We start from the raw sequence: 26,180 nt of genomic DNA, 5'->3' as shown, positions 1-26,180 counted from the left end.
GATTCTGAATGCGACGACCGACGATAGAAAGGTCGACGCGTGAGACCTGGGTCTCTTCCACTCCTCTCATTCTCTCGTTCCTCGGGCGCCGGCGGCACAGACCGCGGCGCGGCGGGCCGTTTCCGGCGGTTGGGCGCCATCGCGGCGGCCGGCCCGCTCAGCCTGGTCACGGCCGTCGCCGCCGTCGCGGCCGGGGTGGCCTCGCCCGCCTCGGCCGCGCCAGACGCGGCGGCCGCGCCGGTCTACGACTCCGCCGCATCGGGCGGAGCGGTCATCGTGGTGTTGAAAGACCAGCACTCCGACCTGAACCTGCGCACCCAAGGCACCGAGCGCCGTGCCGCGGCGCTGCGCGACCAGGCCCCGCTGGTGGCCGACATCCGCTCCCACGGCGGCACCGACATCAGCCAACTGGTCAGCGTCAACGCGATCGCCGCGCACCTCTCCGCCGACGAGGTGGGGCGACTGCGCGACGACCCGGCGGTCTCGCAGATCGTCCCGGACGCCACTACCCCACTGGCTGACCAGTCGGCGCCGCAGGCCGCCGCACAACCCTCGGCGGCGTCGGTGAAGAAGCCGACACCCGCGGCCTGCCCTACCATCCCCGGTGAGCCGGGCAAGCCGGCACAAGAACCCGAGGCGATGGCCGACATCCACGCCTCGACCGGCAACCCGCACTCGGCGGAGATGGCCAACTCCATCGCCACGGGCAAGGGCGTCGTGGTCGCCATCAACGGGATGAACAAGCTGGCCGGCAACCCCGACTTCCAGCGGGCCGACGGCTCGCACGTGGTCATCAACGCGCCGGACTACACCGTCGACGCCAGCAACGACGAGGCCTACGGCGACGCCTCCTCGGTGGCCGCGCAGGGCAACGTCGTGTTCAGCTACGCGGGGGCGCTGCCGAACTCGAACGTACCGGCCAACTGCACCTTCACCATCAAGGGCGACGCCCCGGATGCCTCCCTTGTGGACGCCTCGCAGATCGACACCCCGCCGAGCTCCAACCTGCTGCTGGCCGAATCGCAGATCGTCGCCAACATCGACAACTCGGTCATCTCGCAGCACGCGGACGTCATCTCCGAGTCCTACGGCGGGGCGGAGGCACGCGTCCCGACCGTCGCGCACGTCGCCAACGACGCCGCCGTCGCCGCGGGCGTCACGGTGGTGGTCTCCTCCGGTGACAGCGGTAGCTCCGGCACGATGAACCCCATCTCGGCCGACCCGAACGTCATCGCCGCGGGCGCGGTGGACAACTTCCGCCTGGTGGCCATGGCGCACGGGTACTCCAGCTACGTGAGCAACAACATCGCCGCCATCTCCTCCGGCGGTACGGCGCCGACCAACAAGATGGTCGACCTGGTGGCACCGGGCTACTTCGGTGAGGCGGACTGCTCCGTGTCCTGCCCCGCCGGGTACCCGACCGAGTCGATGCGTGGCACCAGCGAATCGGCACCGCTGATCGCCGGCGCGGCCGCCGACGTGATCCAGGCGTACCGGGAGACCCACGCCGGCGCGAGCCCCACCCCGGCGCAGATCAAGCAGATCCTCACCGGCACCGCCACCGACCTCGGCGCCCCGGCCGACCAGCAGGGCTCGGGCCTGCTGAACATCTACGCGGCCGTCAAGGCGGCGCAGGTGATGCCGGGCGCGACCAAGGGCAGCGGGCACCCCACCCCGGCGGGCGGTGCCAGCCTGGTCTCCGGCACCTCGCAGCTGGACCTCACCGGCAACGGCGGGAAGCTCAACAACACCTCGGTGCGGCTCTACAACACCGGCAGCACCCCGGCCCTGGTCGGCGGCGTCTACCGCGAACTCGGCGCACCGAAGCAGATCGGGCGCACGGTCACCGAGAACATCAGCGCCCCGGACCCGGCCCTGCCGGTGCCGGCCGAGGGGGCTCAGGCGGCGGCGCCCATCCAGTTCAAGGTCCCGGCCGGTCTGGACCGGCTCGACGCGGACATGATCTGGCCCGACCCCACCAACGGCAACATCATCTGCTTCGCCCTGTTCGACCCCCAGGGGCGCCTCGAGCAGCTCTCGTACGACGACGGGTCGGCCGGGCGCAACGGCGCCATCGGCTCGGTCTCCAACGACCAGCACGCCGAGGTGACCAAGCCGCAGCCGGGCACCTGGACGGCGAAGGTCCTGTGGTCGGGCAAGGACGTCGACCTGGCGGTGGCACCGGCGGTGCCGGGCAGCTACACCGGGCCCATGTCGTTCCGGATCTCCGGCCAGAACTGGAGCTACTCCCCCGCGACGCTGCTGCCGACGCTGATCGGGGCGCACTCGAGCGCCACGGTTCCGCTGCACGTGTTCATGCCGAAGGCCCCCGGCGACCACCCCGAGTCGGTGCAGTTCACGGCCACCAACGGTGCGGTTGCCTCGCTGCCGGTGGCCCGCCGCACTCTGATTCCATCCAGCGGCGGCGCGTTCAACACGCTGATCACCTCGGCGGTGGGCCGCGCCGTGGGCCAGGTCAGCACCTACGACCTGGTGGTACCGGCCGGCACGTCGGCGCTTGACATCGACTTCCACACCGCCGATGCCAGCCCGGACAACAAGTACACGTTCTACCTGATCGATCCCAGCGGCGCGGTGGTCACCACCGACACCACGCCGAAGACGGTCGACGGTCAGCCGGTCGCCACCGCGCAACTCGCCACGACCGATCCGGTGCCGGGCACCTGGGAAATCGACGTGATGCTCAACCTCACCATGAGCGGTAAGGAATTCACCCAGACCGTCTATGGCGACGCGCACCTGACGCGCTGAGCAGGCCGGCACGCCGAGCGTCCCCCGCGCTCGGCGTGCCGCCATTTCCGATCCGTACCTTCGTCGCGCGTGCGCGCGAAAACCTCGTATGTCCACGGGCCCCGCACGGCCCGGGTTCGCCGGTCCTTTCAGCAAGGCAAGACGCATCGGCACCCCGCATCAGCAACCCCTCAGCAACAAGCCGCGTTCATCGGTGAATTGTCATAGCAACCGTCACATCGGTGTCAGAGTAAGGAGGAGAGGTGTTCGGTCACCGCTACTTAGGGGCGGGCCGGCTCTCGCGACGCTACCCAGCCATCGTTCCGCTGGGTGTGGTTGGCGTCCTGGCCGCACTGTTCATGTCCGCACCCGCGCAACATTCGCAGCAGAACCAGAAAACGACGGTGGCGGCCGTCAACAGCAAGGGGGGCAGCATCCCCTCGCCCAAGCAGTACTTCGGATTCGACATGGGCGCCACGGGAGAGCTACAGACCTGGGATCAGGCGACCGACTATCTGCGCCTGATCGGCGACCGGTCGAACCTCGTGACGTACACGAACTTCGCCAAGACGTCGCTGGGTAATGACTACCCGTACGTTCTGGTGAGTTCGGCGAAGAACCTGGGCAACATCAAGCAGATCATGGCTGACAACGCCAAACTGTCGGATCCGCGGGGCCTGTCCGCCAAGCAGGCGCAGGACCTCGCGAAGAAGACCGTCCCGGTCGTCTACGTCGAAGGGACAATCCATTCGACCGAAGAGGTCGGCACGCCGTCGATCATCAACGCGATCTACCGGCTGGCGACGGAGAAGTCCGACTTCACCAACCGGGTGCTGAACAACACGGTCATGCTCTTCGTGCCGTCGCAGAACCCGGACGGGCAGATGCTCGTCAACGACTACTTCAACCAGACCGCGGACACCAGCTACAGCCGCATTTACCCGGACCTGTACAGCCACTACGCCGGTCACGACGACAACCGCGACTGGTACCAGTTCAACCTTCCCGAATCCCGGGCCCGGGAGCAGCTGTTCGAGATGTACCACCCGGTGTATCAGGAGCTCATCCACCAGGACGCGTCCAACGCGCCGCGCCTGTACACCGCACCGTACGAAGAGCCGCTGGGCAACGAGATCGACCCGAACACCATCGAGACCGCCGGCAAGCTCGGGCTGAGCCAGGCGGAGGCGATGACCGCCGTCGGTGACACCGGCGTCGGGCACGGCAACTCCTACGGTGTCTTCTGGACGGCCGACGTGGCCGACCGCGATTCGTACACCGGCTCGTCGATCCTGATCAACGAGATCGCCCAGCTGAACAACCTCGTGTACCCGGTCACCAGTACGAACGGGAAGCCGTTGGCGTGCGGTCCGATCAGCGACCAGGCCAACAGCATGGACTGCCCGAACCCGTACAACTCCACGACCTGGACGTTCGAGCAGGCCGTGAAGTACACGGATGACGCCATCTACGGCGCGGTCGATGAGGTCGCGAAGGACCCGCAGACCTACCTGTACAACAACCTGTACACGGTGGCCAGCGACGCCATGACCTGGACCGGCGGCCCCTACGCCTACGTTGTCCCGGCCAACCAGCGCGACCCGTACGCCGTGTACCAGTTGCTGAGCACCCTGGACTTCAGCAAGGTCGAAATCAACCAGGCGACCGCGGCCTTCTCGGCGAACGGGAAGACCTACCCGGCGGGCTCCTGGGTCATCAAGGTGCAGCAGCCGCTGGGACGCTACGCCAGCGAGATCCTCAACGTCGACCAGTATCCCGATGTGCGGGCCTGCTCGACGTGTCCGCTCATCTTCCCGTACAGCGAGATGACCGACAACCTGCCCATGGAGCTGGGCGTGACCGTCGACTCGGTGAAGACCGCGTTCGACGCGCCGCTCAAGCTGCTGCACGGCATCGCCCCGGCCAAGGTGACCATGCCGCCGGCCCCGGCGACGCACGGCGCGTACCTGGTCGACCCGAACTCGTACGGGATCGCCTCGTTCCTGTCGGCACTGCAGTCGGCGAACCTGCAGACCTTCCGCACGGCCGCGCAGTTCACCTCGGCCGGGCACACCTTCGCCCCGGGCACCATCGTGATTCCGCCGTCCGGGCAGGCGCGTAGCGTCCTGCAGAAGGCCGCCGCCGCGACCGGTATCCCGGTCTACGCCAGCAACCAGACGCCGCAGGTGCAGGGTTTCGCGCTCAAGCCGGGCACCAAGGTCGGGCTGATCCGCGGCCTGAACCAGCAGCCGGGCGGCTGGCTGGAGTACATGATGGACGAGTACCACGTGAACTGGCAGGCCGTCACGCACGACGACTACGCCGACCTCGGCCAGTTCGACACCATCATCCTCGGCGACGGGGTCTCGCAGAACACCATCCAGAACGGCCTGAACACCGCCAACTACCCGCCCGACTGGGCGTGGGCCGCTGGCGCGGGCGCGACCGGGTGGAGCGAACTGCACGACTGGGTCACCGGCGGCGGCAACCTGATCGCCCTGGGCAGCGCATCGACCACCGCCCAGCAGCTGCTCGGGCTGCCCATGCAGAACGTCCGGACCTCGGCGGTGAACGTGCCCGGCTCGGACCTGCGGGCCACCTACGACCCGACCGTACCGGCGGCCTGGGGCATGCCGCAGCAGTGGCCGGTCTGGTACGACAACAACCCGGCCTGGAAGATCACCGACACCACCAACGCGCAGGTCGCGTCGTCGTACCCGAACGACTCCTCGACGCTGCTGGCCAGCGGCTATGAGTCGGGCTCGGACGCGTTGAAGGGCGCGTCGAACATCGCGACCTTCAAGGTCGGCAACGGGCAGGCGACGATCGCCGGTACCGACCTGAACTTCCGCGCCTGGACGAAGGTCGACTGGCTGGTGGTAGCGAACATGATCTACCAGGGCCCGTCCAAGCCGGTCAGCGCGACGCAGATGGTCTCGCAGCCGTCGTTCGCCACGCTGTCCGCTCACTAGTACCGCAAGCACGCCACTGAAGGGCCAGGGGGCCTGCCGACGCTGGTCGGCAGGCCCCCTCGCCGTGAGCCGCGCGGTGCGCGTGACCCGGGACGGTCGCGCGCCATGCGCCGGCCCGGGGATGGATCTTCCTATCGGAAAACTTCCGGGACCGAATCTCGTCCGCGGAGCCGGCCGCGCGGACCCTCGGCGCCGCCGACGCTCGCCCGAACCGCACCGTGACGCCGGATCGGCAGGTACCGCGAATCGGGTCCGGCGCCGCGACCCGCGCGCCCGCGGTACCCGTCGCTCGGGGCCGGGCACCGATCGCGGCAGAAACTTCCGGAAGAGTATTGACGCACGCCGCTGTCTTGCTCGACCCTTTGGACATGCATCGACATCCGTGACTGTCGATCTCGGTCGTCGCGTGCGTCACCCCACCCGGAAGGGAGAGCACTAGTGATCATTCGCTCGGGCCGCTCAAGAATCCGCTCGGCGGTCGTCGTGCTGGTGGCCGCGGCGACGCTCTCGGTCGCCGCGGCGGTAACGATGGTGACCGCCGAGGCCGCCGCGCCCGCGCCGATCGGGGTGGAGGACGAGGGCGCCGGTTGTCCGGTATCGCTGCCCGGTTCGTTGACCTCCAACGCCAAGCTCCCCGATCCGTTCAAGAAGCTGGACGGCACCCGCATCACGGCCAAGTCCCAGTGGCCGTGCCGGCGGGAGGAGATCGTGCAGCAGGCCGAGCGCTACGTGTACGGCGCCAAGCCGGCCAAGCCGGCGAGTGTCACCGGAACCGTATCGCGCACGAGCATCACGGTGAACGTCTCGGACAACGGCAGGAGCGCCAGCTTCTCCGCGAGCGTCAGCCTGCCCAGCGGCAACGGCCCGTTCCCGGCCGTGGTGGTGTTCGCGGGACTGGGCGCGGACACGGCCACCATCCAGGGTGCCGGGGTGGGAATCATCAATTACAACCCGCTGACGGTCGGTGCCGAGGGCACACCCCGCAACAACAAGCAGGGCGCGTTCTACAGCCTCTACGGCTCGTCCAGCAGCACGGGTCTGCTGATGGCCTGGGCCTGGGGAGTCAGCCGGATCATCGATGTCATCCAGCAGTCGGGTGGGAGCATCCTCAAGGCCGACGCGTTGGGTGTCACGGGCTGTTCGCGGTACGGCAAGGGCGCCTTCGTCACCGGCGCGTTCGACGAGCGGATAGCGTTGACCATGCCGGTCGAGTCGGGTAGCGCCGGCGCTCCGATTTTCCGCGGGATCGTCGGGGAGTCTGGGGCCCAGCCGCTGAGCAGTGCCTACTCGGAGCAGCCGTGGCTGGGGGACGCGTTCAGCTCGTTCACGGGTAACCCGAACACGCTGCCGGTGGACACGCACGAGATGGTGGCGATGGTGGCGCCGCGCGGGCTGTTCCTGATGGAGAACCCGCACATCGACTGGTTGGCCGCCCGGTCGGGCAGCGTCGCGGCGCTGGCCGGGGCGGAGGTGTACAAGGCGCTGGGTGCGGGAGACAACATCAGTTACTGGTCCGACGTCCAGGACGGTACGCACTGCGCGGTACGGCCCGAGTGGAAGACCCCACTGCAGCAGAACCTCCAGAAGTTCCTGCTCAGGACGGGCAACGCGGCCGGTGTGATCCGGGTGTCCAGCCTGAAGTCCGGCAACCTGGCCGACTGGCGGGACTGGCAGACCCCGACGCTGACCGACAGCGGACCGACCACCCCGTCGCCGTCGAGCCCCCCGCCGACCTCAGCCCCGCCGACCTCACCGCCACCGACCTCGGCACCGCCGACCTCCCAGCCGCCCACGTCCGAGCCACCGACCTCGCCACCCCCGGCGGGCGCCTGCACCGCGACGTACCGCGCCGTCAACTCGTGGCCCGGTGGTTGGCAGGGTGAGGTCACGGTGCATGCCGGCTCGTCGGCCATCAACGGCTGGACCGTGCGATGGACGCTGGCCAACGGCCAGGCCATCAGCCAGCTCTGGAACGGCACGCTGACCACCAGCGGCTCGGCGGTCACCGTGAAGAGCCTGTCCTACAACGGCGCGCTCGGCGCCGGCGCCTCGACCACGTTCGGCATGACCGGCACCGGCAACGCGGCGACGCCGGCGCCGACCTGCACCAGTCCCTGACCGCGGCATCCGCGATCGAACCGGGGGCCTGGTTGCCCAGGCCCCCGGTTCGATCCGTCAGCGATGAGCCCGTTCAGTGCGACCAGCAGACGATGAAGTGGGTCTGGCCGCCGTCGTCGTAACCGGCCGCCGAACTGGTGAGGTATCCGGCCTTCTCCTCGGTGGCGGTATCGCTGACCGCCTGGGTCGCCGACAGTCCGCTGTGCTCCTCGAACTGCACGGCGGGCGACGAGGCGAACAGCGCGACGAACTTGACGGCGCCGTTCTGCGTGTACGCGTTCAGGTAGGCCGGGGCCAACCCGGCCTTGAGCTCCTGCTTGAACAGCGTGTTGTAGTCCGTGGGCGACAGGGTGCTCTTCAGCTCCCAACTGCCCAGGCCCCGCTTGACCAGCAGGCCGGTGTAGGACAGCGCGCCGCTCACGGAGACCACCGACACGTTGGCCGGCAGGTACCCGGCCGCCGTCTCCTTGTCCAGCATGGTCTGGTAGTTGGTCGCGGTGTACCCGTGGAACGCGAAGGAGGCCGGGCCGGAGGACTTGGACCACAGCCCCGCGTACCGGACCTGCCCACCGTTGAGGTAGCTCTCCACCGACACGAGGCGGTAGCCCTGGCTCTTCAGGCTGTCGAACCTGCTCTGGTAGCCGCTGGCCGACATCTCGATGTACTGGTACCACCCGACCCCGTCGGCGGGGCGGAACACCGCGTTGACGTAGGCGGCCGAGCCGACGTCGTAGCCGTCCAGGTACACCGGCCGGTACCCTGCGGCCATCGCCTCGTCGAGCAGCGCGGGATAGCCCGAGATCGGCACGCCGTACCGGACCACCTCTTTCTGCCCGCGCGGAATCGGGGCCGCGGTGGGCCCGGAGGTCGAGGTCGCCTTGCCGCCGCCGGTCGCCGTGCCGCTGGTCACCTTGGCGGCGGCGTGGGTCGCGCCCGGCGCCGCCGTGCTCGACCCGGTCGCGGCGACCGACTTGGCCGGCGACGGGGCTGTCGACGGGTCGTCCACCCCCACACCCAGTCCCTCGCCCGTGCCGTACGCCCCGGCGGCGAGCGTCGGGGCGTCCGACGGCTTGGCGGCGTGCGCTCCGCAGCCGGCCAACGTCACCATCGCGATCAGTCCTGCCGCCGCCGCGCGAACAAGGCGCATGAACCCTCCCCTGAAACGATCATCCGGCAGCCGACGATACAACCCGCGTCAAACCGGCACGACCGGTGCGTGTCGCCACGGACCAGCGCGGGCGATCCCCGGGGAGGTTGGGGACATCAACGACGAGCCACGCGGGTCACGACCGCGACGCGACCGCCGCCCCGGCCGCCACCAGCGCCGCCGCCGCCTCCCGGGGGCTGCGCGTCGTGACCAGCCCCTCCCCGACGAGCACCGCGTCCGCACCGGCCGCCGCGTAGCGCAGCAGGTCGTCCGCCCCCCTGACGCCGGACTCGGCCACCTTCACCGCCGCGTCGGGAATGCGCGGGGCGAGCCGCTCGAACACCGACCGGTCGACCTCGAGGGTGCGCAGGTTGCGCGCGTTGACGCCGATCACCCGCGCCCCGGCGTCGACCGCCCGGTCGAGCTCCTCCTCGTCGTGGACCTCGACCAACGCCGTCATCCGCAACTCGTCCTCGACCAGCGTCCGCAGGCCGCGCAGCAGATCCTGCGGAAGCGCCGCGACGATCAGCAGCACCAGGTCGGCGCCGTACGCCCGAGCCTCCAGCACCTGGTACTCGGAGAAGACGAAGTCCTTGCGCAGCACGGGTACGTCGACGGCCGCCCGCACCGCCACCAGATCCGCGAGCGAACCGCCGAAGCGCCGCTCCTCGGTGAGCACGCTGACGCAGCTCACCCCGCCGGCCGCGTAGTCGGCCGCCAGCCGCGCGGGATCCGGGATGTCCGCCAGTTCGCCCTTCGACGGTGACCGTCGCTTGACCTCGGCGATCACCGACACCCCCGGGGCGCTGAACGCGCCGAACGCGTCCCGCGCCGGCGCCGCCTCCACCGCGCGCGCCGTGATCGCGCCGAGACCCACCTCCGCCTGCCGGCGGGCCACGTCCTCCCGGACACCCACCAGGATCTGATCCAGAACGCTTTCCATCTCTCTCACCCTCTTCTCCCCCGCGAAGCATCGGCTCCCCGGAAACACCGCAACCCGGGTAGCACCGTGACCCCCGCAAACACCGTGACCCCCGCAAACACCGTGACCCCCGCAAACACCGTGACCCCCGCAAACACCGTGACCCCGAGAGCACCGTGACCCCGAGAGCACCGCAACTCAGGAAACACCGCAAACCTGGGAGGCACCACAACCCGGGAAGCACCGCCGTCCAGGAAGCACCGCGACCCAGGGAAGCATCTCCCTCGCGGCGTTCGCAGCCGCAACGTTCCCCCAAGAGCGGCTGCTCCCCCGAAAGCAGCCGCTTCCTCGGCAGTCACCGCTCCCCCCGAGCCGCCGTGACGACGATCCCCCCACTGTCGCATTATCGGACGGCTCTGCGGTGGCACCCCGACATGTGTCACGACGCGGCGGCGCCACCGGTTCATCCAGCGCCGGTGATGGAGACCACGCCGTGTCGCCCAGGTCACGAGCCCCATTCAGCGATCTTGATGAGGATCCGCCGAACCGCACCGGGGGCGCGGGGTCCGCCACGGCGGCGCGATCTGCCAGGATGTCCGCGACAGGGTAGCCACACCGGGCCGCTCGGCCCTGGCCGCGACAAGGAACGGCATCCGCATGGATCCCGAATACTGGGCACGCGACATCGACCCGAACGTGCCCAGCGCGGCACGGATGTATGACTACTTCCTGGGTGGGAGCCACAACTTCGAGGCGGATCGGGAGGCGGCCCGGCGGGTGATCGAGGCCATGCCGCAGGCCCCCCTGATCGCCCGGGCCAACCGATCGTTCCTGCGCCGAGCGGTGCGGTTTCTCGTCGCCAGCGGGGTTCGGCAGTTCCTCGACATCGGTTCGGGGGTGCCCACGGTCGGCAACGTCCACGAGATCGCGCAAGGACTGGACCCGGACGCCCGAGTGGTATACGTCGACATCGACCCGGTCGCGATCAGTCACGCGCAGCAGCTACTGGAGGGCAACACCCGGGCCACGGCCATCGTCGCGGATCTGCGCCGCCCCGCCGAACTGCTCGACCTGTTGCGTCGTGCCCGGACCAGGGCTGTGCTGGACCTGAGCCGGCCGGTCGGGCTGCTGATGGTGTCCATGCTGCACTTCCTGCCCGGCGAGGGGACGTACCGGGCGGCCGCGGCGCTGCGCGACGCGCTGGCCCCGGGCAGCCACGTGGTGGTCTCGCACCCGGTCAGCGACGCGATCGACGCGCGGGCGGCCACGGAGGTCGAGGCCGTGTACCGGCGGACCGCCACCCCGGGCGGGCTTCGCACCCGCGCCGAGGTACAGCGGTTCTTCGACGGGTACGCGCTGGTCCCGCCCGGCCTGGTCTGGGTGCCCGAGTGGCGGCCGGACGATCGAGCCGACAACGCAGCCGATGACGACGGTGAGCCCGGAGCCGATCCCCGGCGCGTCGGCATGGTCGCCGGGGTGGGCGGCAAGACCGGCTGACGGTCGCCGGGCGGGCGGTCGGCCACTCAGAAGCGGCCGCTCAGAACAGGGTCAGCGGCTCGTCCGGTGGCTCGTCCGGTAGCGGCTCGGGCAGCGGCTCGAGTTCGGGCACCCGCGAACGCACCTCGTCGTGGAACCGACAGGCCAGCAGCGGCGCGTCGGCGTTGTCCGGAGTGTGGATGAACACGGTGGGGGCGCGCCCCTCCCGCAGCCACTCGCCGACCACGGTGACCCAGTGCCGCCAGCCCTCGACCGTGCGCGTGGAGTCGTCGCGGCCGAGGTACCGGACGATCGGCCGATCGGTCAGCGCGAGCGATCGGCGCGGCGTACGCGGCTTCTTGGCCCAGGCGTCCCGCTCCGCGTCGCTGGTCGGCGGGGACTGGAAGAAGACCGTGGTGTCGAAGGGGATCCACTCGGCGTCGACGTTCGCGAGCACCCCTTCCAGCAGTCGGGTCGAGCGCGGATCGTCGAAGAACGCGGGGTGGCGAACCTCCACGGCGTACCGGTGGGCCGCGGGCAGCCGGCGCAGGAAGCGGTCGAGTGCCGGAACGTCGGCCGGCCCGAAGGATGCCGGCAGTTGGACCCAGAGGGCGTGGGTACGCGGGCCGAGCGGTTCGATCGCGTCCAGGAAGGCGCCCAGCGGTTCGTCGGTGTCGGTCAGCCGGCGTTCGTGCGTGATGAGCTTCGGCAGCTTGACGACGAACCGGAAGGCGGGGTCGGTCTGCCGCGCCCAGGTCGCCACGGTGTGACTGGCCGGCGTGGCGTAGAAGGTGGTGTTCCCCTCGACCGCGTCGCACCAGCCGGCGTAGTGCCGCAGGCGTTCCCCCGGCGGCACCGCGCGATCCCACAGCCGCCCCTGCCACGACCGGTGGGTCCACATCGCGCATCCCACGTGAAGTCGCATGACCCGATCTCACCATCCCGGCCGTCGGGCCGCGCCCGCGGGCACCGATCGGCGGGCCAGTCAGCGTGGTTCGTCTCCCGGACCTGGAGGTCGATCTCGGCCACCGTGATCGCGTGGGTCCACCGCTCGGGCAGATCCGCAAGTCCGGACCGGGTGCGCTCGCGCCGCCCGCCGGCGTGCAGCACCATCCGGGACCCTATCGTGGTGCCGCGGCAGCGCGGGTGCCCGACCTCTGCCAGGTCGGGCACCCGCCTCATGCCGGTGGTCGCGGGATCAGGTCCGGTTGCGGATCCAGCCGACGGGCTGGAACAGGGCGGCGTCGCCGGGCCGCCGGTCGTCGAAGAGGACTTCCCGGTTGCCGACCACCCGCACGCCGTCAACATAGATGCCCCGGCCCCGGTAGAACGCGTCGGTGGTGGTGTAGCGCCAGCGCACGTTGGTGGCTCCACGTGGCAGCCCCGCCGACGCCCGCAACCACTGCCGGCCCTCGAACCCGGAGAACGTGCCGTCGGTCTGCCACTGGTCGCCGTTCACGGACAGCGACAGCGGCACCAGGTGCCAGGTCGCGCCGCCGTCCGACGACGCCTCCAGCGCGCCGATATCGGTCACGTCGGTGTCGTACCACAGATCGAACGACAGCCGGGCGCCGGTGGCGGGAAGGGAGACGGGAATGGTCAGCGTCGCCGTCGTGGCGGTGGCCGTGCCCGAGTACCAGTGGGTCGGGCCCTGCGACGGGGGGACCGGCTGCGCGAGCGCGAGATCGCGGGCGACGGCGGCGCGTACCGGGTTGATGCTGCCCCGGTCGCGGTCGGGGTGTACCCGGTTGGTGAGCAGGATCATGAACGAGTGCGCCAGTGGATCGATGACAATCGAAGTACCGGTGAAGCCCGTCTGCCCGGCGGTCACCGGTGAGCTCATCGCGTCCATGTACCGGCGCTGGTTGAGTTCGAAGACCAGGCTGTGTTCGTGGGTCGGGAACGCCTGGTTGTAGTTCGTGAACAACAGCCGAGTGGAGTCCTCCGAGAGGATCCTGGCCCCGCCGTACACTCCGCCGTTGAGCAGCGCCTGCGCCAGGATGGCGAGGTCGTGCGCGGTGGAGAAGACACCGGCGTGGCCGGCGACCCCACCGAGGCAGAATGCGTTCTCGTCGTGCACGGTGCCCCACACCAGGCCGCGGCCGGGCTCGAACTCGGTGGCGGCGATGCGCGGCCTGAGCGAGGCCGGCGGGTTGAACATCGTCTCGGTCATCCCCAGCGGCCGCGTGATGCGCTGCGCGATCACCCGGTCGAGAGTCTGCCCGGTGACAACCTCGATGACCTTACCCATCACCATCATGTTCATGTCCGCGTACAGGTAGGTCGTGTTCGGCGGCGCGATGGGCGTCACGTCGTAGACGGCGGCCCACTGCTCGTCGTGCGTCGGGTAGGTACACAGCGACGGGTCCGGATCGGCGGGCAGTCCGGAGGTGTGGGTGAGCAGTTCGCGGATCGTGATGTCGGACTTACCGTGCGAGGCGAACTCCGGGATGTACTTCACGACCGGGTCGTTCAGCCCGATCCGGCCCGCCTGGATGAGCTGCACGGCGGCGGTCGAGGTGAATATCTTGGTCATCGACGCCACATCGAAGATGGTGTCGGGCCGCATCGCTATCCGCTGGTCCGGCGGCAGCTTGTCGCCGCCGCGGTTGGCGTAGAGCAGTGCGTAGCCGGCGGCGTCCTGGGCGACGATGGTGCCGTCGTGCCCCGCCAGCGCGACCGCGCCGGGGTAGAGCGGCTGCATCGGTGGCGCGGGCTGCGGCCGCAGGCCGGCGGCAATGTCGTCGTAGATCTGGTCGATGTAGCGCGGAAGGAGGCCCACCGACTCGGCGCTGCCGTACCGCAGCGCCTTCGGCGGGTGCGCGAACCGGATGTCATCGGCGGTGACCGTGGGCGGCCCACCGCCGGGCGTGCCCGGCCCGGCGGGCGAGGTCAACCCCGCGGACGAGGCCGTCCCCGCCGACGCGGAGACCAGGGTCAGGCTGGCCGCGGTGGCGATGACCGCCGCGGCGCGCAAGGTACGTCCAAAAATCATCGACTGCCTCCGCGTGGCGGTAGGTTGGCCAACCCCTGCCGCGGCGCGGAGGGGGTCACGTGTCCGGCGGCCCGGATGGATCCGCAGGGGTGACGACAGGTAACAGAAAGTGTATAAGTTTCATACCGCGATAATCGGACTGTTTCCGAAGGCAGGGCCCACAACCCCATAGGGCGGACAAGCGGGCCGGCGGGGGAGGGTCAGCTCGTCCGGCGCAGCGCGAGGAACTGGGTGGTGGCCCGGCGCACCCGGGAGGGGCGGTCCGGATCGGTGGCGACCGCGTGCAGTTCGCGGCGGCGCTCGGCGGTCGTGTCGTAGCTGGCCAGCAGCGACCAGCACTCACCGTCGGCCCTCGGCGGGGTCCAGCCGGCCAGCAGCGCCGCCAGGATGTCGGCCCGCAGCTCCGGATCGTCCACCTCGCCGGACACCAGCCAGTACCCGGCGGCCAGCACCCCGGCCGGGTCGGCCAGTTGGGCGCGGGTCCGATCCGGGTCGACGCGCGCCAGGGCGGCGCTCTGCACGCCACGGGTCTGCGCGGTCACCGGCTCGTCGCCGGCCGGATCGCCGTCGCCACGGGCGATCGGGCCGGCCGCCAGGTGCTCGATGACCCGACGCCACACCGGCGCCAACTCCTCGGGGGTGAACAGGCCGGTCGCGCCGAGGATCCGGCGGACGTGCTCCGGCCAGTCGGCCGGAAGCTCGGCCGGCGCCACCCCGGCCTGCCGTGCGGTCCAGGCGACGACCGCCTCGACGGGGTTCCGCTCCGCCAGCACGGCGGTCGCGGCGACCTCGACGAGCGGCTGGTGCAGGCCGGCGAGCCGGTCCGCGAAGTCGCGACCGTGCGGCAGCCGGGCCCGGAGCTTCTCGCACGCCTCGTCCAGCGGCGCCCGGCCGGCGGGGAGCAGGTGCTGCACGAACCTGTCGAGCAGTTCGGCCGGGCCGGCCGCCTCGCCGACCGCCTCGCGCCGCCACAGCTGGGCGGCGATGCCGGCGAACAGCGGTATGCGGGTGAGCGCGTCGAGATTGCGCCGGCTGACCCATTCGGTGAAGGCCTCGGCACCGGAGCCCGTCCAGGCGTGAGCGCACCGCCGGAACGCCTCGTCGTCGAACGGAGTGAGGTGGTACGCGGTGTACCCGTGCCGGGTCAGCGCGGCCAGTTCGTCGGCCGGCAGCTGGCGGGTGGTGACGAGCACCTGCCACGGGTCGGCGCCGGTCAGCCCGGCGAGCCGGGACAGCACCGCGGCCCGGGCGCCCGGATCGGTGACGGCGTCCAGCGCGTCCACGCAGACCAGCCAGCGGCGCCCGGGCAGCGGGGGCCGGGAGAAGTCCGCCCTCGGCGCCCTGGGCGCGAGCGCGGCGGGCAGCGAACGGTGTACCAGCGCGGCGGCGGGCAACACCACGATCACCGCACCGGCCCTGCCCCACTGCTTCGGGTTCAGCCCGATGAGGTGCCGCGCGGACTCGGCGGCGGCGTGCTTGACCAGTGCCGTCTTTCCGCTGCCCGGTTCGCCGATCACCAGCGCGTTGCCGGCCTTCGGCGACAGCAGCGCGGCCTCGGTCACGGCCTGGTCGCCGCCCTCGCGCGCGACGAGGGTACGGGGCACGTACTCGTCGGACAGCAGCGGGACCGGGGACGTCAGCGGGTAGGACTTGATCGCGTCGGCGTCCCGCAGCTCCTGGATCAGGCCGCCCAGCGGGGACGCGCGGCCCTTGGGTTGCCGCCGGTCGCGCAGGATCCGGGCCGCGCCGATCGCGACGCCACCGACCGCCACGATGCCGCCGATGACGCTCGCCACCTCGTTCCACCAGTCGAGGTCGAACGGCGGGATCACGCGGACTCCGCCCCCGGGTAGCCGCAAACGTCGCAGTAGTAACCGGTGCGCTCGCCGAAGCCGCACCGCGGGCAGGGTCCGTCGGGGGCGGCGGCCTGGCCGGGCGAGGACCGCGGTGCTTCGCCCGGGTCCGGTCGCCACGCCCCGGTGCGCGCGCTCAGCACGGTGAATGGCGGCCAGAGATCGTCGCGGATGTCCGGCCGCAGGGTGACCACGCCGTGCTCCGGATCGTCCCATTCGCACAGCCGGCGCAGCAGGTCGAGCAGGTCGCGGTCATTCAGGTGGAACGCGACCCGCACCGCGGCGCCGAGCAGTTGCTCCGCCTCGGCGTGCCGGCCCGATTCGAACGCCTCGCGGGCCTCGGTCAGCCTGCGCTCCAGGGTCTGGTGCTGGGTGTAGTGCTCCACCGCGCCGTGCGTCGAGCCTTCCTGCTCCACCTCGTGCGACCAGGTGACCTGCACCGGCGACATGCGGGGATCCGGCTCCCCGGCGCCGATACCGATCCAGGCGATGCGGCGGCTCGACCCGGACGGCATCGGCTGCACCTCCAGCGTGAGGAAGAAGTCCCGGCGCTCCCCCGGCCCCCAGGCGCCGGTCGGGTAGTCGGTGGCCGCGTCCGAGCCGGGTATCCCCCGCGCGCTGAGGTCAGTGATCGTCGGATGTACCTGCTTGATCGAACGGACCCGGGCCACCGCGGCGGTGCGCACGGTCAGCGACGCGTTCGCGATCCGGCGGGACATCGCGGTGCGCAGCCGCGTGGTGAACTCGGCGACCAGCACGTCGGGATCCTCGACCGGGACCACCGGGTTCGCGCCCAACGCCGCGGCGACCATCAGCAACTCGTCGCCGCTCCAGGCGTGCCGCCCGTCCCGGGCGCCGATGGCCCAGCAGTCCACCGTGAACCGGTCGGCGCAGGCGGCCACCGCCGCCTCCAGCACGGCACGGGGTTCGGTCTCGTTGCGCCCGTCGGTGACCAGCAGCGCGTGGCCGATGGCGCCGGGATCGGTGTCCAGCAGCCGGTCGGCCAGTCGCAGCCAGGCGCCGATGGCGGTGCCGCCGTGCGGCCTCAACCGGCGGATGCGGTCCTTCGCGGCGGCGCGGGTCTGCTCATCCGCCACGGCCAGCTTGGTCTCCGACGGGTACACCATGGTGGCCTGGTCGGTGCCCTCGACGACCGCGAACGCCACGCCGTCGGGCAGCGCGTCGACGGCGCCGATGGCGGCCAGCCGGGCATTGTAGATCTTCTCCTGCGGCGCGGCCATCGATCCGGAGCAGTCCAGCAGGATCACCTCGGCGTGCCGGCCGGCGGGCCGGTCGTCGCCGCCGGGCTCGGCCCGCACGCTCACCACGATGTTGACCACCGCGTCGTCCGCCGGCAGGTATTCGTTGTAGTGCACCGAGGTGCTCAGCTGCATATTGGTCACCACCAGGTAGCCGGCCGGAAAGTGTAGGACAGGTCGACCAGGGCGCACCGCAGGACGCTGTCGCGGGTCTGCTCGGCGAGCCGGCGCAGCTGCCGGTACAGCGCCCAGCGCAGCCCGTTCTCGTCGACCGGTTCGCCGAACAGGCCGCCGGGGTGCCGGTCCGGCCGGTCGGTGCAGTTCAGCGCGGCGCGCAGGACCCGGATGCGCAGCCGCAGTCCCTGGGAACCGGGCACGTTCAGCTCCTCCACTATCGCCGCGGCCCGCAGCACGTCGGCGAACCGGGCCGCGTCGGCCGGCTCGATGAGCAGGTCGATGGCGCCGGTACGGGCGGTGACCGCGGCCGCCGCGCCGGCCGGCACCGCGAGTAGCACCTCCGCCGCGGCGGACCGGTCCTTGACCGCGAGCAGCGCACGGGCCAGGCCGAACCCGGCCGCGACCGCGCTGTGGTCGGTGCGCCACACGCCGCGGTAGTCGCCGGCCGCCGCTGGCCAGTCCCGGGCCAGCTCGCTGGCGACCGCGTTGCCGAGGCGGGCGGCGATCTCGCCCGGCAGCCAGCCGTACACGCGGTCGAACCACTGCCGGGCGGCGGCGTGGTCGGCACCGGCCAGCGCCACGAGCCCGCGGTGCCACCAGCCCGACCAGTCACCGGGCCGGTCGGGCAGCGCCCCGGCCGCCTCCCGCGCCTCACCCGGCCGGCCGGCTGCCAGCAGCGCGCGGATGCGGTGGTACGCGACCGCCGGCGAGTCGACCGGCGGACCCTCGAGCGCGGCCAGTTGCTGCGCCGGATCCAGCGAACCGAGCGAGGCGAGGAAGCTGACCGCCGGGTCGTCGGCGGCGACCAGCGGCACCGGCAGCGCGCGCACCGCGTCGAGCGGGTCCACCTCGCCGACGTCGAGGTGCTGGGCGAACTCGCGCGACACCGGGCTGAACAGCACCGAGCGGCCCGGCTGCGGCGTGCCCTCGTGCACCGCGAGCAGCTGCCGGCGCACCCCGGCAAGCTGCTCCCTCATCTGTTCGGCGGTGCCGAAGCGATCCGCCGGATCGGTCGCGGTGGCCCGGGCCAGGAGGCGGATGAACGGGTCGAGGGTGTCACGGGTGACGATGGACCGCGGATCCGTACCCGGCGGGAAGCGGCGCAGGAACTCGGTGGTGCGGGTGGCCAGCGTCAGGGCTCCGAGCGTGCGGCCGACCGTGTACAGGTCCGACCGTACGCTGGGGCCGGCCGGGCCACGCTCCTGTACCTCGGGCGCCTCGAAGCCACGGGTACCCCACGGGGTGCTGGTCCGGTCGTCGATCCGGCGCACGGCACCGAAGTCGATAATCTTGATCCGGGTGCCGGTGAGCATCACGTTGTCCGGCTTCAGGTCGCAGTACAGCCAGCCGGACTGGTGCAGGTAGCCCAGCGCCTCGAGGATCTGCTCGCCCCAGCTGAGCACCTGGGCGGCGACGGCGGCGACCGGCTGGCCCGCGCTGCCCGCGGTGAGCCGGGCGTCCTCCAGGGTACGGCCGCGCACGTACTCCATCGCCAGGTAGAACACGCCGTCCGGGACCTGCGGGGGGACCACCCGGGTGATCGCGACGATCCCCGGGTGGTCGAGGTCGACCAGTGCCCGGCGCTCCAGTTCGAACGCCTCACGGGCGTTGCGGTCCCGCGGGTTGCGCTGGCCCTTGAGCACCCGCAGCTTGCGGTCGGTGTCGAGGTCTGCGGCGAGGAACACCCAGCCGACGCCGCCGTGGCCGAGCGCCCGGATGATCTCGTGGCCGGCCAGCACTTCGCCCTTGCGCAGCGGCGGCGTCAACGAGTAGCGGGTACCGCAGGACGAGCAGAAGCCGGCCACCCGCTGCACCCGGCGGTGGCAGGCCGGGCAGTACCGTCTCGTCTCGGGGACCGCGAAGTCGTCGGTCGGCAGGACGAGCGGATCCTGACCGCTGGTGGGCGGGATCTCCACCGGCTCGTCCCATGGGTTGACCCGGGGGGAGGTGGGAATCCGCATCCCCGGCACGGTCACCGGCTCCGGCGGGCCGGCCTTGCCGTCGCACGGGTAGCCCCACTTGAGGCAGAAGCCGTCCTCGTCCACCTTGCCGGGGCAGCCCCGGTCGGCGCAGGTCCGGCGTCGGGTGGTGGTCATCCGCTCTCCTCGTTCACAGCGCGGATGTACGCACGCACCGCCCGGGCGGCCGGCCGGATCAGGAACGGCCGCGCGTGCAGGTGCCTCGTCGCCGTCCGGTCCAGCGACAGCAGCCGCGGCGTCTCACCGTGGCCCTCGTTCGCCGCCCGCTGCCGGTACGCCTCCAGCATCCCGGTCAGCTCGGACCAGCACTGCACCCGCAGGCGCTGGCGGGCCTCGTCCACGTTGCCGGTGGCGCCGGTCAGCTCCACGAGCAGACCCTCGACCGACTCGACGTTCCACCGGTTACCCTCGCGCCACGCCGGTTCGAGCGCGTCGACGCGGCCCAGCAGCGGTGCGAGCCCGAGCTTGGGGAGCGGGTCGACGCCGTCGCCCAGCTGCTCGGCGCGCGCGTCGTCGAACAGCGATCGCAGCCGGCCCATCGCCTCGCGCAGCTTCCCCACCGCCGCCAGCCCGCGCGTCTCCGCCCGCAGCATCGCGAGCTGCTCATGCCACCGGCCGTCGCGGGCCTGCCCGACCGGGTCGGTGATCGCCGGCAGCCGGGCCAGCAGCGGCGCCCGGTCCGGCTCGGGAAGCTCCCGGATCACACCGCCCGCACGCTCGAGCGCGTCGGCGAGCGCCGCGAGGTCGGCGGCGTACCCGTCCACGATCCGCCGGATGGCGGCCACCTCGGCGCCCGCCGCGGCCACGAGCTCGGCGACGGGCAGGTCCTCGGTCTGCACCGGGTCCTTCGTGGCGGCGGTGAACACCACCCGCACCGGCCGGGCGAGCAGCGCCCAGACCCCGCCCGGGTCAACCTCGGCGGCCTGATCGACGAGGGCGCCCAGGGCCAGGTGCAGGCAATCGAAGCGCTGCCGGTGATCGGCCACCTCGACCGCGGCCTGGCCGGTGGCGCCGATCGCGTCGGCCGGCAGCGGATGCGCCGGCAGCGCGAGCAGCGCCGCCGCCAGCCGGTCGTGCGCCACCCGCAGCCGGTCCACGGTCCAGGCCCCGGCCGTCGGCCCGTTGTCGTAGCTCAGCGCGGCGCGGAAGGTGTCCAGCCGGTCGCGCTCCCGGCGCAGGCGATCGGGCTCCCAGGCCGCGCTCACGGGAACGGCCAGGTGGTGCTCTGGTAGGGCGGCGGCGGTTGAGGATCGCCGTCGTCGTGGTGCTCCGGCAGCCACCTGTCGTGGCTGGCGGTCCAGGCGGTCCGGCCGGCCGGGCTCTCCAGGACGTGATTGATGAAGCCGAGCAGCTGCGTGTCGTCCGGTCGCAGGGCGAACGCGTGCGGCTCGTCGCTGACCCACGGGCACGGGGTGGCGTCGTGGTGGGAGCACGCGGCGCGGTCGTTGCTGGGCGTGTCGGGCACTATCGTGTCGTCGGTCATGCCCTGGAAGCCGAGCAGGATGTTGTGGTCGGTGCTGACCGCGGCCACCTGGTCCTGCTCCAGCATCACCAGGCAGTCGATGACGTTGTCCACCCGCACCACCCGCAGCCCGCCGAAGTTGAACAGGTTGTCGATCGAGGTGGTGTCCGCGGCGGCGCAGACCCGCTGCCCGCGCAGCGCGGCCAGGCTGTCGAAGCGGGGCGCGCCGCTGGCGTCCTTGCGGACCAGGATGGACTGGCCCGAGTCGAGGGTGTCGTCGGAGAAGGCGACCCGCTTGCCGCGGGAACAGGTGGCGGTCAACGAGGTGGCGACGATGTCGACCTCGTGGCGCAGCAGCGCGTCGAACCCGCCGGCGCCGGGCGGCACCACCACGAAGTGCAGGTGGTCCAGCGGGTGACCATCCGGCCAGATGCTCTGCGCGATCTGCTTGACCAGGTCGATGTTGAACCCGGCGAAGGTCTGCGTCACCGGGTCCCAGTGGCTCATCGTGGCGTCCGCCTGGTCGACGCCGATCGTCAGGAAACCGCTCTGCGGCCGGTACGACGCGATGGCTGGCAGGCTTCGGCGCGGGTCGCAGGAGGTGTCCTCGGCGGCGGTCGGCCCGGCCGAGGCGAACACCGCACCGGCGGGCAGCGCCGCGAGCGGGTCGTCGAGCGTGGGCTCCGGTCCGGCGCAGCCGCCGAGCACGCCGACGCCGAGGACCAGGGCGAGCACGGTGGCGAACCCCGCCAAGGCCCGTCGGTTGCGCATCGTCGCTCACACCTCCCGTTCGTCAGCGGTAGTCGGTCAACCGGATCCAGAGACCGAGGACGGCGCCGGCGGCGGCCAGCACCGCCAGCAGGGACGCCGGCCCACCCACCGCGGGTGGCGCGCCCGGCATCCTGCTCAGCGCGGACCGGGTGACGACGTCCTGCGCGTCGATGGTGCGCTGCAGCGATCGGCTCACCGCCGTGAAATCCTGGTCGACCAGCCCGCCCGGCAGCACCCGGGCGATCGCGCCGGAGCGCTGCGCCGCGTTGCCGTTCTGCTGCTGGTCCCACGCGCCCCGCTGGTCCTGGCAGAGCGTCCGGTACGCGCCGGACGGCCGGTCGCAGTGCGCGTACCGCTCGAAGTTGGCCTCGTGGACCGTCGTGTCCACCCCGGCACCCATTGCCAGGTAGACCTCGGCCCGCGCGGCCACCAGGTCACCGACCTGAATCTGGGTGGCGTTCTCCGCCCGCACCGCGGTCTCGGTCGCCTGCAGCCGGCCGCTGGCCGTCGACCAGTGGCTGGCGACGGTCAGGTACAGCACGAGGACCGCCAGGACGAGCGTGGTCGCGGCGAGCAGACCCGGGTTCAGCCTCCGGTGGGTTCGCCGCCACAGCCAGCGTTGCAGCACGATCAGCGCCGCCAGGTCGACCAGCGGCATGGCCACCGAGACCGCCAGCCACCACCTGCCCCGCGACCGGGCCTGGTCGACCCGCCGCGACTCGTCCTGCCACATCCGCTGGGCCGAGGCCAGCAGCGTACCGCGCAGGTAGTCGCTCGCCTCGTGGGCGTACGCGGCGGCGAGCACGTCCCGGGTGGCGTCGGAGTTGAGCCGGAGCGCCTTGGCGATCACCGACTGGTACACCTGGAACTCGGTGGAGATGGTGCCGATCCGGTCGCTGCCACGCTCGTGGCGGACCGACTGGTTGATCGCGTTCGCCACGGCGGCGATCGCGTCCTGGTAGCTGTCACGGAGCGTGGCGGACGCCGGAGCGCTCGCCGGCACCAGGAACATCGCGTTGGCGTCGGAGTCCACGTCGGCCAGCCGGCTGTAGATCAGCCGGGCGTCGGCGCTGGCCTCGGTCGCGTCCACGGCGGACTGCCGGCCCAGTGCCTCGGACGGATCGATCGACAACATCGCCACGAACGCGGTCAACACCGCCAGGATCCCGATTCCGGCGCCGAACACCGTGATCAGTGTCGGGCTGCGCCCGGAGATCCGGCCGGCCCGATGCCCGACCCCATCGCTCGGCATACTGATGGCATCGATCATGGCGCTGCCAGTTCGCACGACCGGTTTCCCTACCACTCGATTGTCGGGCGTACCCCGATGGCGGCGGGGATCTGGACCAGGCTGAGCAGTGTGGTAAGCACCGAGAATCGCACACGTCCGGTGCCGCGCCAAGAATTGCACGCGCGATTTGGCCAAAAATCCGCATTGTTTCGTCCAAATTCCTGAGCCCGGCCGCCATCGATCACCCTTGCGGCCATGGTCGCGCGCAAGGCCCCGCCCGTGACACCGCCGCCCAGCACGCGGGCCCGGTCCCGACCATCACCCGGCGCCGCCGTCACGCCCGATCACCACCGTCACGCCCGGCCACCGCGGCACGCCCGGCCACCGCGGCACGGCCGATCACCGCGGCACGCCCGGCCACCGCCGTCGCGGCCGATCACCGCCGGCACGCTCGATCACCGCCGGCCCGCGTCGGCGGCGCCGGGTGGCTGTCGTCGTGTCAGGCGAACCGGGAGCTGCGCACCGGGCCCGGCGAGCGCATCCGGTCCCGCGGCCCGGTCAGCCACAGGTCGCGCAGGCCGGCCACGAACGCCGACAGCGACTCGTCGGAGTCCTCGGGCGTCTCGCCGTCGCCGGTGTCGGGCTTGGGGTCCGCGCCGAGAACCTGCGCGGCCAGCGTCTCGACCGGCCGGTCGTCCGCCGGCTCCTGGCTCACCTCGTTGTCCGGGCCACCCCCCAGACGCTCACCCCATGGCGGGACGACGAACTGCGACAGCAGCCCGCTGACGTCCGCGGTGACCGCCGGCGGCTGGGTCCAGCACGTCGCCTGTTCGAAGAGCACCTGGCCCGGCGCCCGCTCGCGCAGCGCGGCGGCGGACTGCTGGTCAACGTCGGACAGGTCGTAGGCGACCACCACGGTGTCCTGCAGGCTCGGGTCGAACGGCACCGCGGGCAGACCGAACAGTTCGGCCGCGGCCCTGCCCAGGATCTGGCTGGACCGGTCGGGCAGCAGCGACACCGTCGCCGGGCGCCGCCCCGCCGCCCGGAGGATCAGGCGCAGCCGGTGCAGTCCCCGCAGGCAGTGCCCGTAGTCATCCTGGAGGTAGGCGTAGCGTCCGGTCATGCCGTGCTGGAATCCGTACGGGGACAGGGTCGCCAGCACCCCGCCACCCACCACGAAGTGCCAGCCGCGCAGATCCTCACCATCCAGCGGGCGCACGGTACGAGCCAGCGCGGCGCGATCGAGCATGTGCCGCACCCGCTCCCGCGCCGGCGCCCACTGCCGGTCCTCCGGCTCGGTCAGGCGCTCGAAGTGCCGAGCCGCCACGTCGAGCCGGCCGGCCATGATGGCGTTGAACACCAGCAGGTACCGTTCGGGCCAGTCGCGCAGTGTCGGCTCGCGCTCCGCCAGCAGCGTCACCGCCTCCTGGTGCCGGTACTCCGACTCCAGCGCGGCGACGAGTTCGGTCAGCACCCTCCGCGACTCCGGAGCCGCGCGCAACGCGGCCGACAGCGCCGGTACGGCGAGGTACGCGACGCCGTGCTCGACGCAGCCGTACCCGAAGTCGTAAAGGCCGATGGGGTTGGCGGGATCGGCGGCGACGGCGGCCGACGCGTCGACCAGGTCGGTGAACCCGACGACCCCGGCGACCCGGCCCATGACCCGGGCCAGGTCCTCGATGCCGATGGTGTCGGCGATCGGTCGCAGGCCGCGCAGGACGCCCTGCACGTCGCCCGCCTCCACCAGTTCCCAGATCTGTGCCAGTTCCGGACCCACCAAGCCATCCTCCGCCTCGAACCTACGGTGCCGGCGGCCATTGTGCCCGATCCCTGTCGGCGAAATCTCCCCCAATTCGCGCCGTCCACAGACGACGGTCACCCCAGCGATCGGTCACCCGCGATCGGTCAGCCGGCCGCGGCTTTCTCGTTACGACGCCTGGGTGGTGAGCAGATAGTCGTCGGCCTCGGGGCTCCACCGGAGTTCGACCGCGCCGCTGGTGGCGGCCGCCTTGCAGAACTGCAGGAAACTGCGGTAGCCGAGTTTCTTCTCGCTGAAGTCGGGCCGTACCCGCCGGAGCTGGTTCTTCAGGCCGGACAGCGCCACCGTGCCCTCGCTGCCGGTCAGGTCCCCGACCACGGCGCGCAGGAGTCCGAACGCCACCTCCCGGTCGCCGTGCTCGGGCAGCGACACCTCCGGGTCGCCCTTGGCGGGGCCCTCGGCCAGCTCGACCACGTTGCGTTCGGCGAGGTGTCGCAGGAGCTCTCCGAAGGTGCGGAAGCCGTAGTCGGACTCGCTGAAGGTCGCGTCCTTGCGCAGCAGGGTGCGCTTCAACGTCGAGGCGGTCACCGCACCGCTGGAACTGCCCTGCAGACCGGCCACGGTCTGCGCCACGAGTCCGACGAGCGCGTCCACGTCGTGTACCGGCTCCTCGCCCGCCGGTTGTACCTCCGGTTCCAGCTCCGGCTGCGGCGACTCGGGGCCGGGCACCCGTGCCGGGCGTCCGCGCCGGCCACGCGCCGGCGGGGTGTCGACCCCCTCCAGCCGGTCGTAGTAGAGAAACTCGTCGCACGCGGGCGGAAGCAGGGCCGAGGTGGACTTTTCGACCCCCACGCCGATGACGCGCTTGTTGAGCTCGCGGAGCTTCTGCACCAGCGGAGTGAAGTCGCTGTCGCCGGTGCAGATCACGAACGTGGAGATGTACCCGCGTTCGAAGGCCAACTCCACGGCGTCGACGGCCATCTTGATGTCGGCTGCGTTCTTGCGCGAGGCCCCCATGCGCTGGGGCATCTCGATGAGCTCCACGTGCGAGCGGGTGAGCATGCGACGGTCCTCGTCAAAGTAGGACCAGTCGGCGTATGCCCGGCGCACCACCACCCGCCCGCGCTCGGCCAGCGCGTCGGCGATCGGCCGGAGATCGAACGCCATCCCGCCCAGGTGCTCGCGCGCACCGAGCGCGAGGTTCTCGTAGTCGAGGAACAGGGCGATCCGATCTTCTTGATCCACGCACGACAGCGTACGCCCGGTGCCGGCCCGAGCCGGTGACTTCGGCGGCGACCGGCCGCCGCG

The 26,180-nt window shown here is 71.5% G+C and carries 16 protein-coding genes; 4 read left to right on the top strand and 12 right to left on the bottom strand.

Annotation, left to right across the window (positions count from 1 at the left end; genetic code table 11):
* Nucleotides 1–129 precede the first annotated feature (129 nt).
* The 3 genes from ABEA87_RS29390 (at nt 130) to ABEA87_RS29380 (ending at nt 7,841) form a co-directional block, all read left to right on the top strand.
* Nucleotides 130–2,772 (top strand): S8 family serine peptidase, encoded by a 2,643-nt coding sequence (locus ABEA87_RS29390; protein WP_345635084.1) that lies wholly within the window; start codon nt 130–132, stop codon nt 2,770–2,772.
* Between the two features lie 311 nt (nt 2,773–3,083).
* Nucleotides 3,084–5,723, top strand: a complete 2,640-nt coding sequence (locus ABEA87_RS29385) for a M14 family zinc carboxypeptidase (RefSeq protein ID WP_345635082.1) — start codon at nt 3,084–3,086, stop codon at nt 5,721–5,723.
* Between the two features lie 438 nt (nt 5,724–6,161).
* Nucleotides 6,162–7,841 carry a glucuronyl esterase domain-containing protein gene (locus ABEA87_RS29380; protein WP_345635080.1) on the top strand — a complete coding sequence of 560 codons (1,680 nt, stop codon included), beginning with the start codon at nt 6,162–6,164 and terminating at the stop codon, nt 7,839–7,841.
* 73 nt (nt 7,842–7,914) lie between these two features.
* Here ABEA87_RS29380 and ABEA87_RS29375 read toward each other — a convergent pair whose 3' ends face one another.
* Nucleotides 7,915–8,988, bottom strand: a complete 1,074-nt coding sequence (locus tag ABEA87_RS29375) for a hypothetical protein (RefSeq protein ID WP_345635078.1) — start codon at nt 8,986–8,988, stop codon at nt 7,915–7,917.
* Nucleotides 8,989–9,124: 136 nt separating this feature from the next.
* Nucleotides 9,125–9,931: an indole-3-glycerol phosphate synthase TrpC gene (gene trpC, locus ABEA87_RS29370; protein WP_345635076.1), complete on the bottom strand. Its 807-nt coding sequence runs from the start codon at nt 9,929–9,931 to the stop codon at nt 9,125–9,127.
* A gap of 636 nt (nt 9,932–10,567) precedes the next feature.
* Here trpC and ABEA87_RS29365 point away from each other — a divergent pair.
* Nucleotides 10,568–11,407 carry an SAM-dependent methyltransferase gene (locus ABEA87_RS29365; RefSeq protein ID WP_345635074.1) on the top strand — a complete coding sequence of 280 codons (840 nt, stop codon included), beginning with the start codon at nt 10,568–10,570 and terminating at the stop codon, nt 11,405–11,407.
* 40 nt (nt 11,408–11,447) lie between these two features.
* Here the strand turns inward: ABEA87_RS29365 and ABEA87_RS29360 are convergent, their stop codons facing one another.
* The 10 genes from ABEA87_RS29360 to ABEA87_RS29315 all read right to left on the bottom strand — a co-directional run bounded on the left by ABEA87_RS29360 (nt 11,448) and on the right by ABEA87_RS29315 (nt 26,117).
* On the bottom strand, nt 11,448–12,287 hold the full coding sequence (locus ABEA87_RS29360) for a DUF72 domain-containing protein (protein ID WP_345635156.1): 840 nt from the start codon (nt 12,285–12,287) through the stop codon (nt 11,448–11,450).
* Nucleotides 12,288–12,584: 297 nt separating this feature from the next.
* Complete coding sequence (locus ABEA87_RS29355; protein ID WP_345635072.1) at nt 12,585–14,381, bottom strand: serine hydrolase; 1,797 nt, start codon at nt 14,379–14,381, stop codon at nt 12,585–12,587.
* A 200-nt stretch (nt 14,382–14,581) separates the two neighbouring features.
* Nucleotides 14,582–16,213 (bottom strand): hypothetical protein, encoded by a 1,632-nt coding sequence (locus ABEA87_RS29350; RefSeq protein ID WP_345635071.1) that lies wholly within the window; start codon nt 16,211–16,213, stop codon nt 14,582–14,584.
* Entirely contained in the window at nt 16,210–17,628 is a 1,419-nt protein-coding gene (locus ABEA87_RS29345) for a vWA domain-containing protein (protein WP_345635069.1), read from the bottom strand. The genes ABEA87_RS29350 and ABEA87_RS29345 overlap by 4 nt, the downstream gene beginning before the upstream one ends.
* A gap of 5 nt (nt 17,629–17,633) precedes the next feature.
* Complete coding sequence (locus ABEA87_RS29340; RefSeq protein WP_345635068.1) at nt 17,634–19,766, bottom strand: tetratricopeptide repeat protein; 2,133 nt, start codon at nt 19,764–19,766, stop codon at nt 17,634–17,636.
* Nucleotides 19,763–20,854: a hypothetical protein gene (locus ABEA87_RS29335; protein ID WP_345635066.1), complete on the bottom strand. Its 1,092-nt coding sequence runs from the start codon at nt 20,852–20,854 to the stop codon at nt 19,763–19,765. The genes ABEA87_RS29340 and ABEA87_RS29335 overlap by 4 nt, the downstream gene beginning before the upstream one ends.
* Nucleotides 20,851–21,882, bottom strand: a complete 1,032-nt coding sequence (locus tag ABEA87_RS29330; protein ID WP_345635064.1) for a transporter substrate-binding domain-containing protein — start codon at nt 21,880–21,882, stop codon at nt 20,851–20,853. The genes ABEA87_RS29335 and ABEA87_RS29330 overlap by 4 nt, the downstream gene beginning before the upstream one ends.
* 22 nt (nt 21,883–21,904) lie before the next feature.
* Nucleotides 21,905–23,170, bottom strand: coding sequence for a hypothetical protein (locus ABEA87_RS29325; RefSeq protein WP_345635062.1), 1,266 nt, complete (start codon nt 23,168–23,170; stop codon nt 21,905–21,907).
* 442 nt (nt 23,171–23,612) lie between these two features.
* Nucleotides 23,613–24,890, bottom strand: a complete 1,278-nt coding sequence (locus ABEA87_RS29320; RefSeq protein ID WP_345635060.1) for a tetratricopeptide repeat protein — start codon at nt 24,888–24,890, stop codon at nt 23,613–23,615.
* Nucleotides 24,891–25,040: 150 nt separating this feature from the next.
* The gene (locus tag ABEA87_RS29315) at nt 25,041–26,117 is read right to left on the bottom strand and encodes an NYN domain-containing protein (RefSeq protein WP_345635058.1); all 1,077 of its coding nucleotides are present in this window, start codon (nt 26,115–26,117) and stop codon (nt 25,041–25,043) included.
* Nucleotides 26,118–26,180 lie beyond the last annotated feature (63 nt).

The organism is Rugosimonospora acidiphila (genome assembly GCF_039543385.1).
Classification (GTDB): Bacteria; Actinomycetota; Actinomycetes; order Mycobacteriales; family Micromonosporaceae; genus Rugosimonospora; species Rugosimonospora acidiphila.
This window is presented reverse-complemented; position numbering and strand designations above follow the sequence as displayed.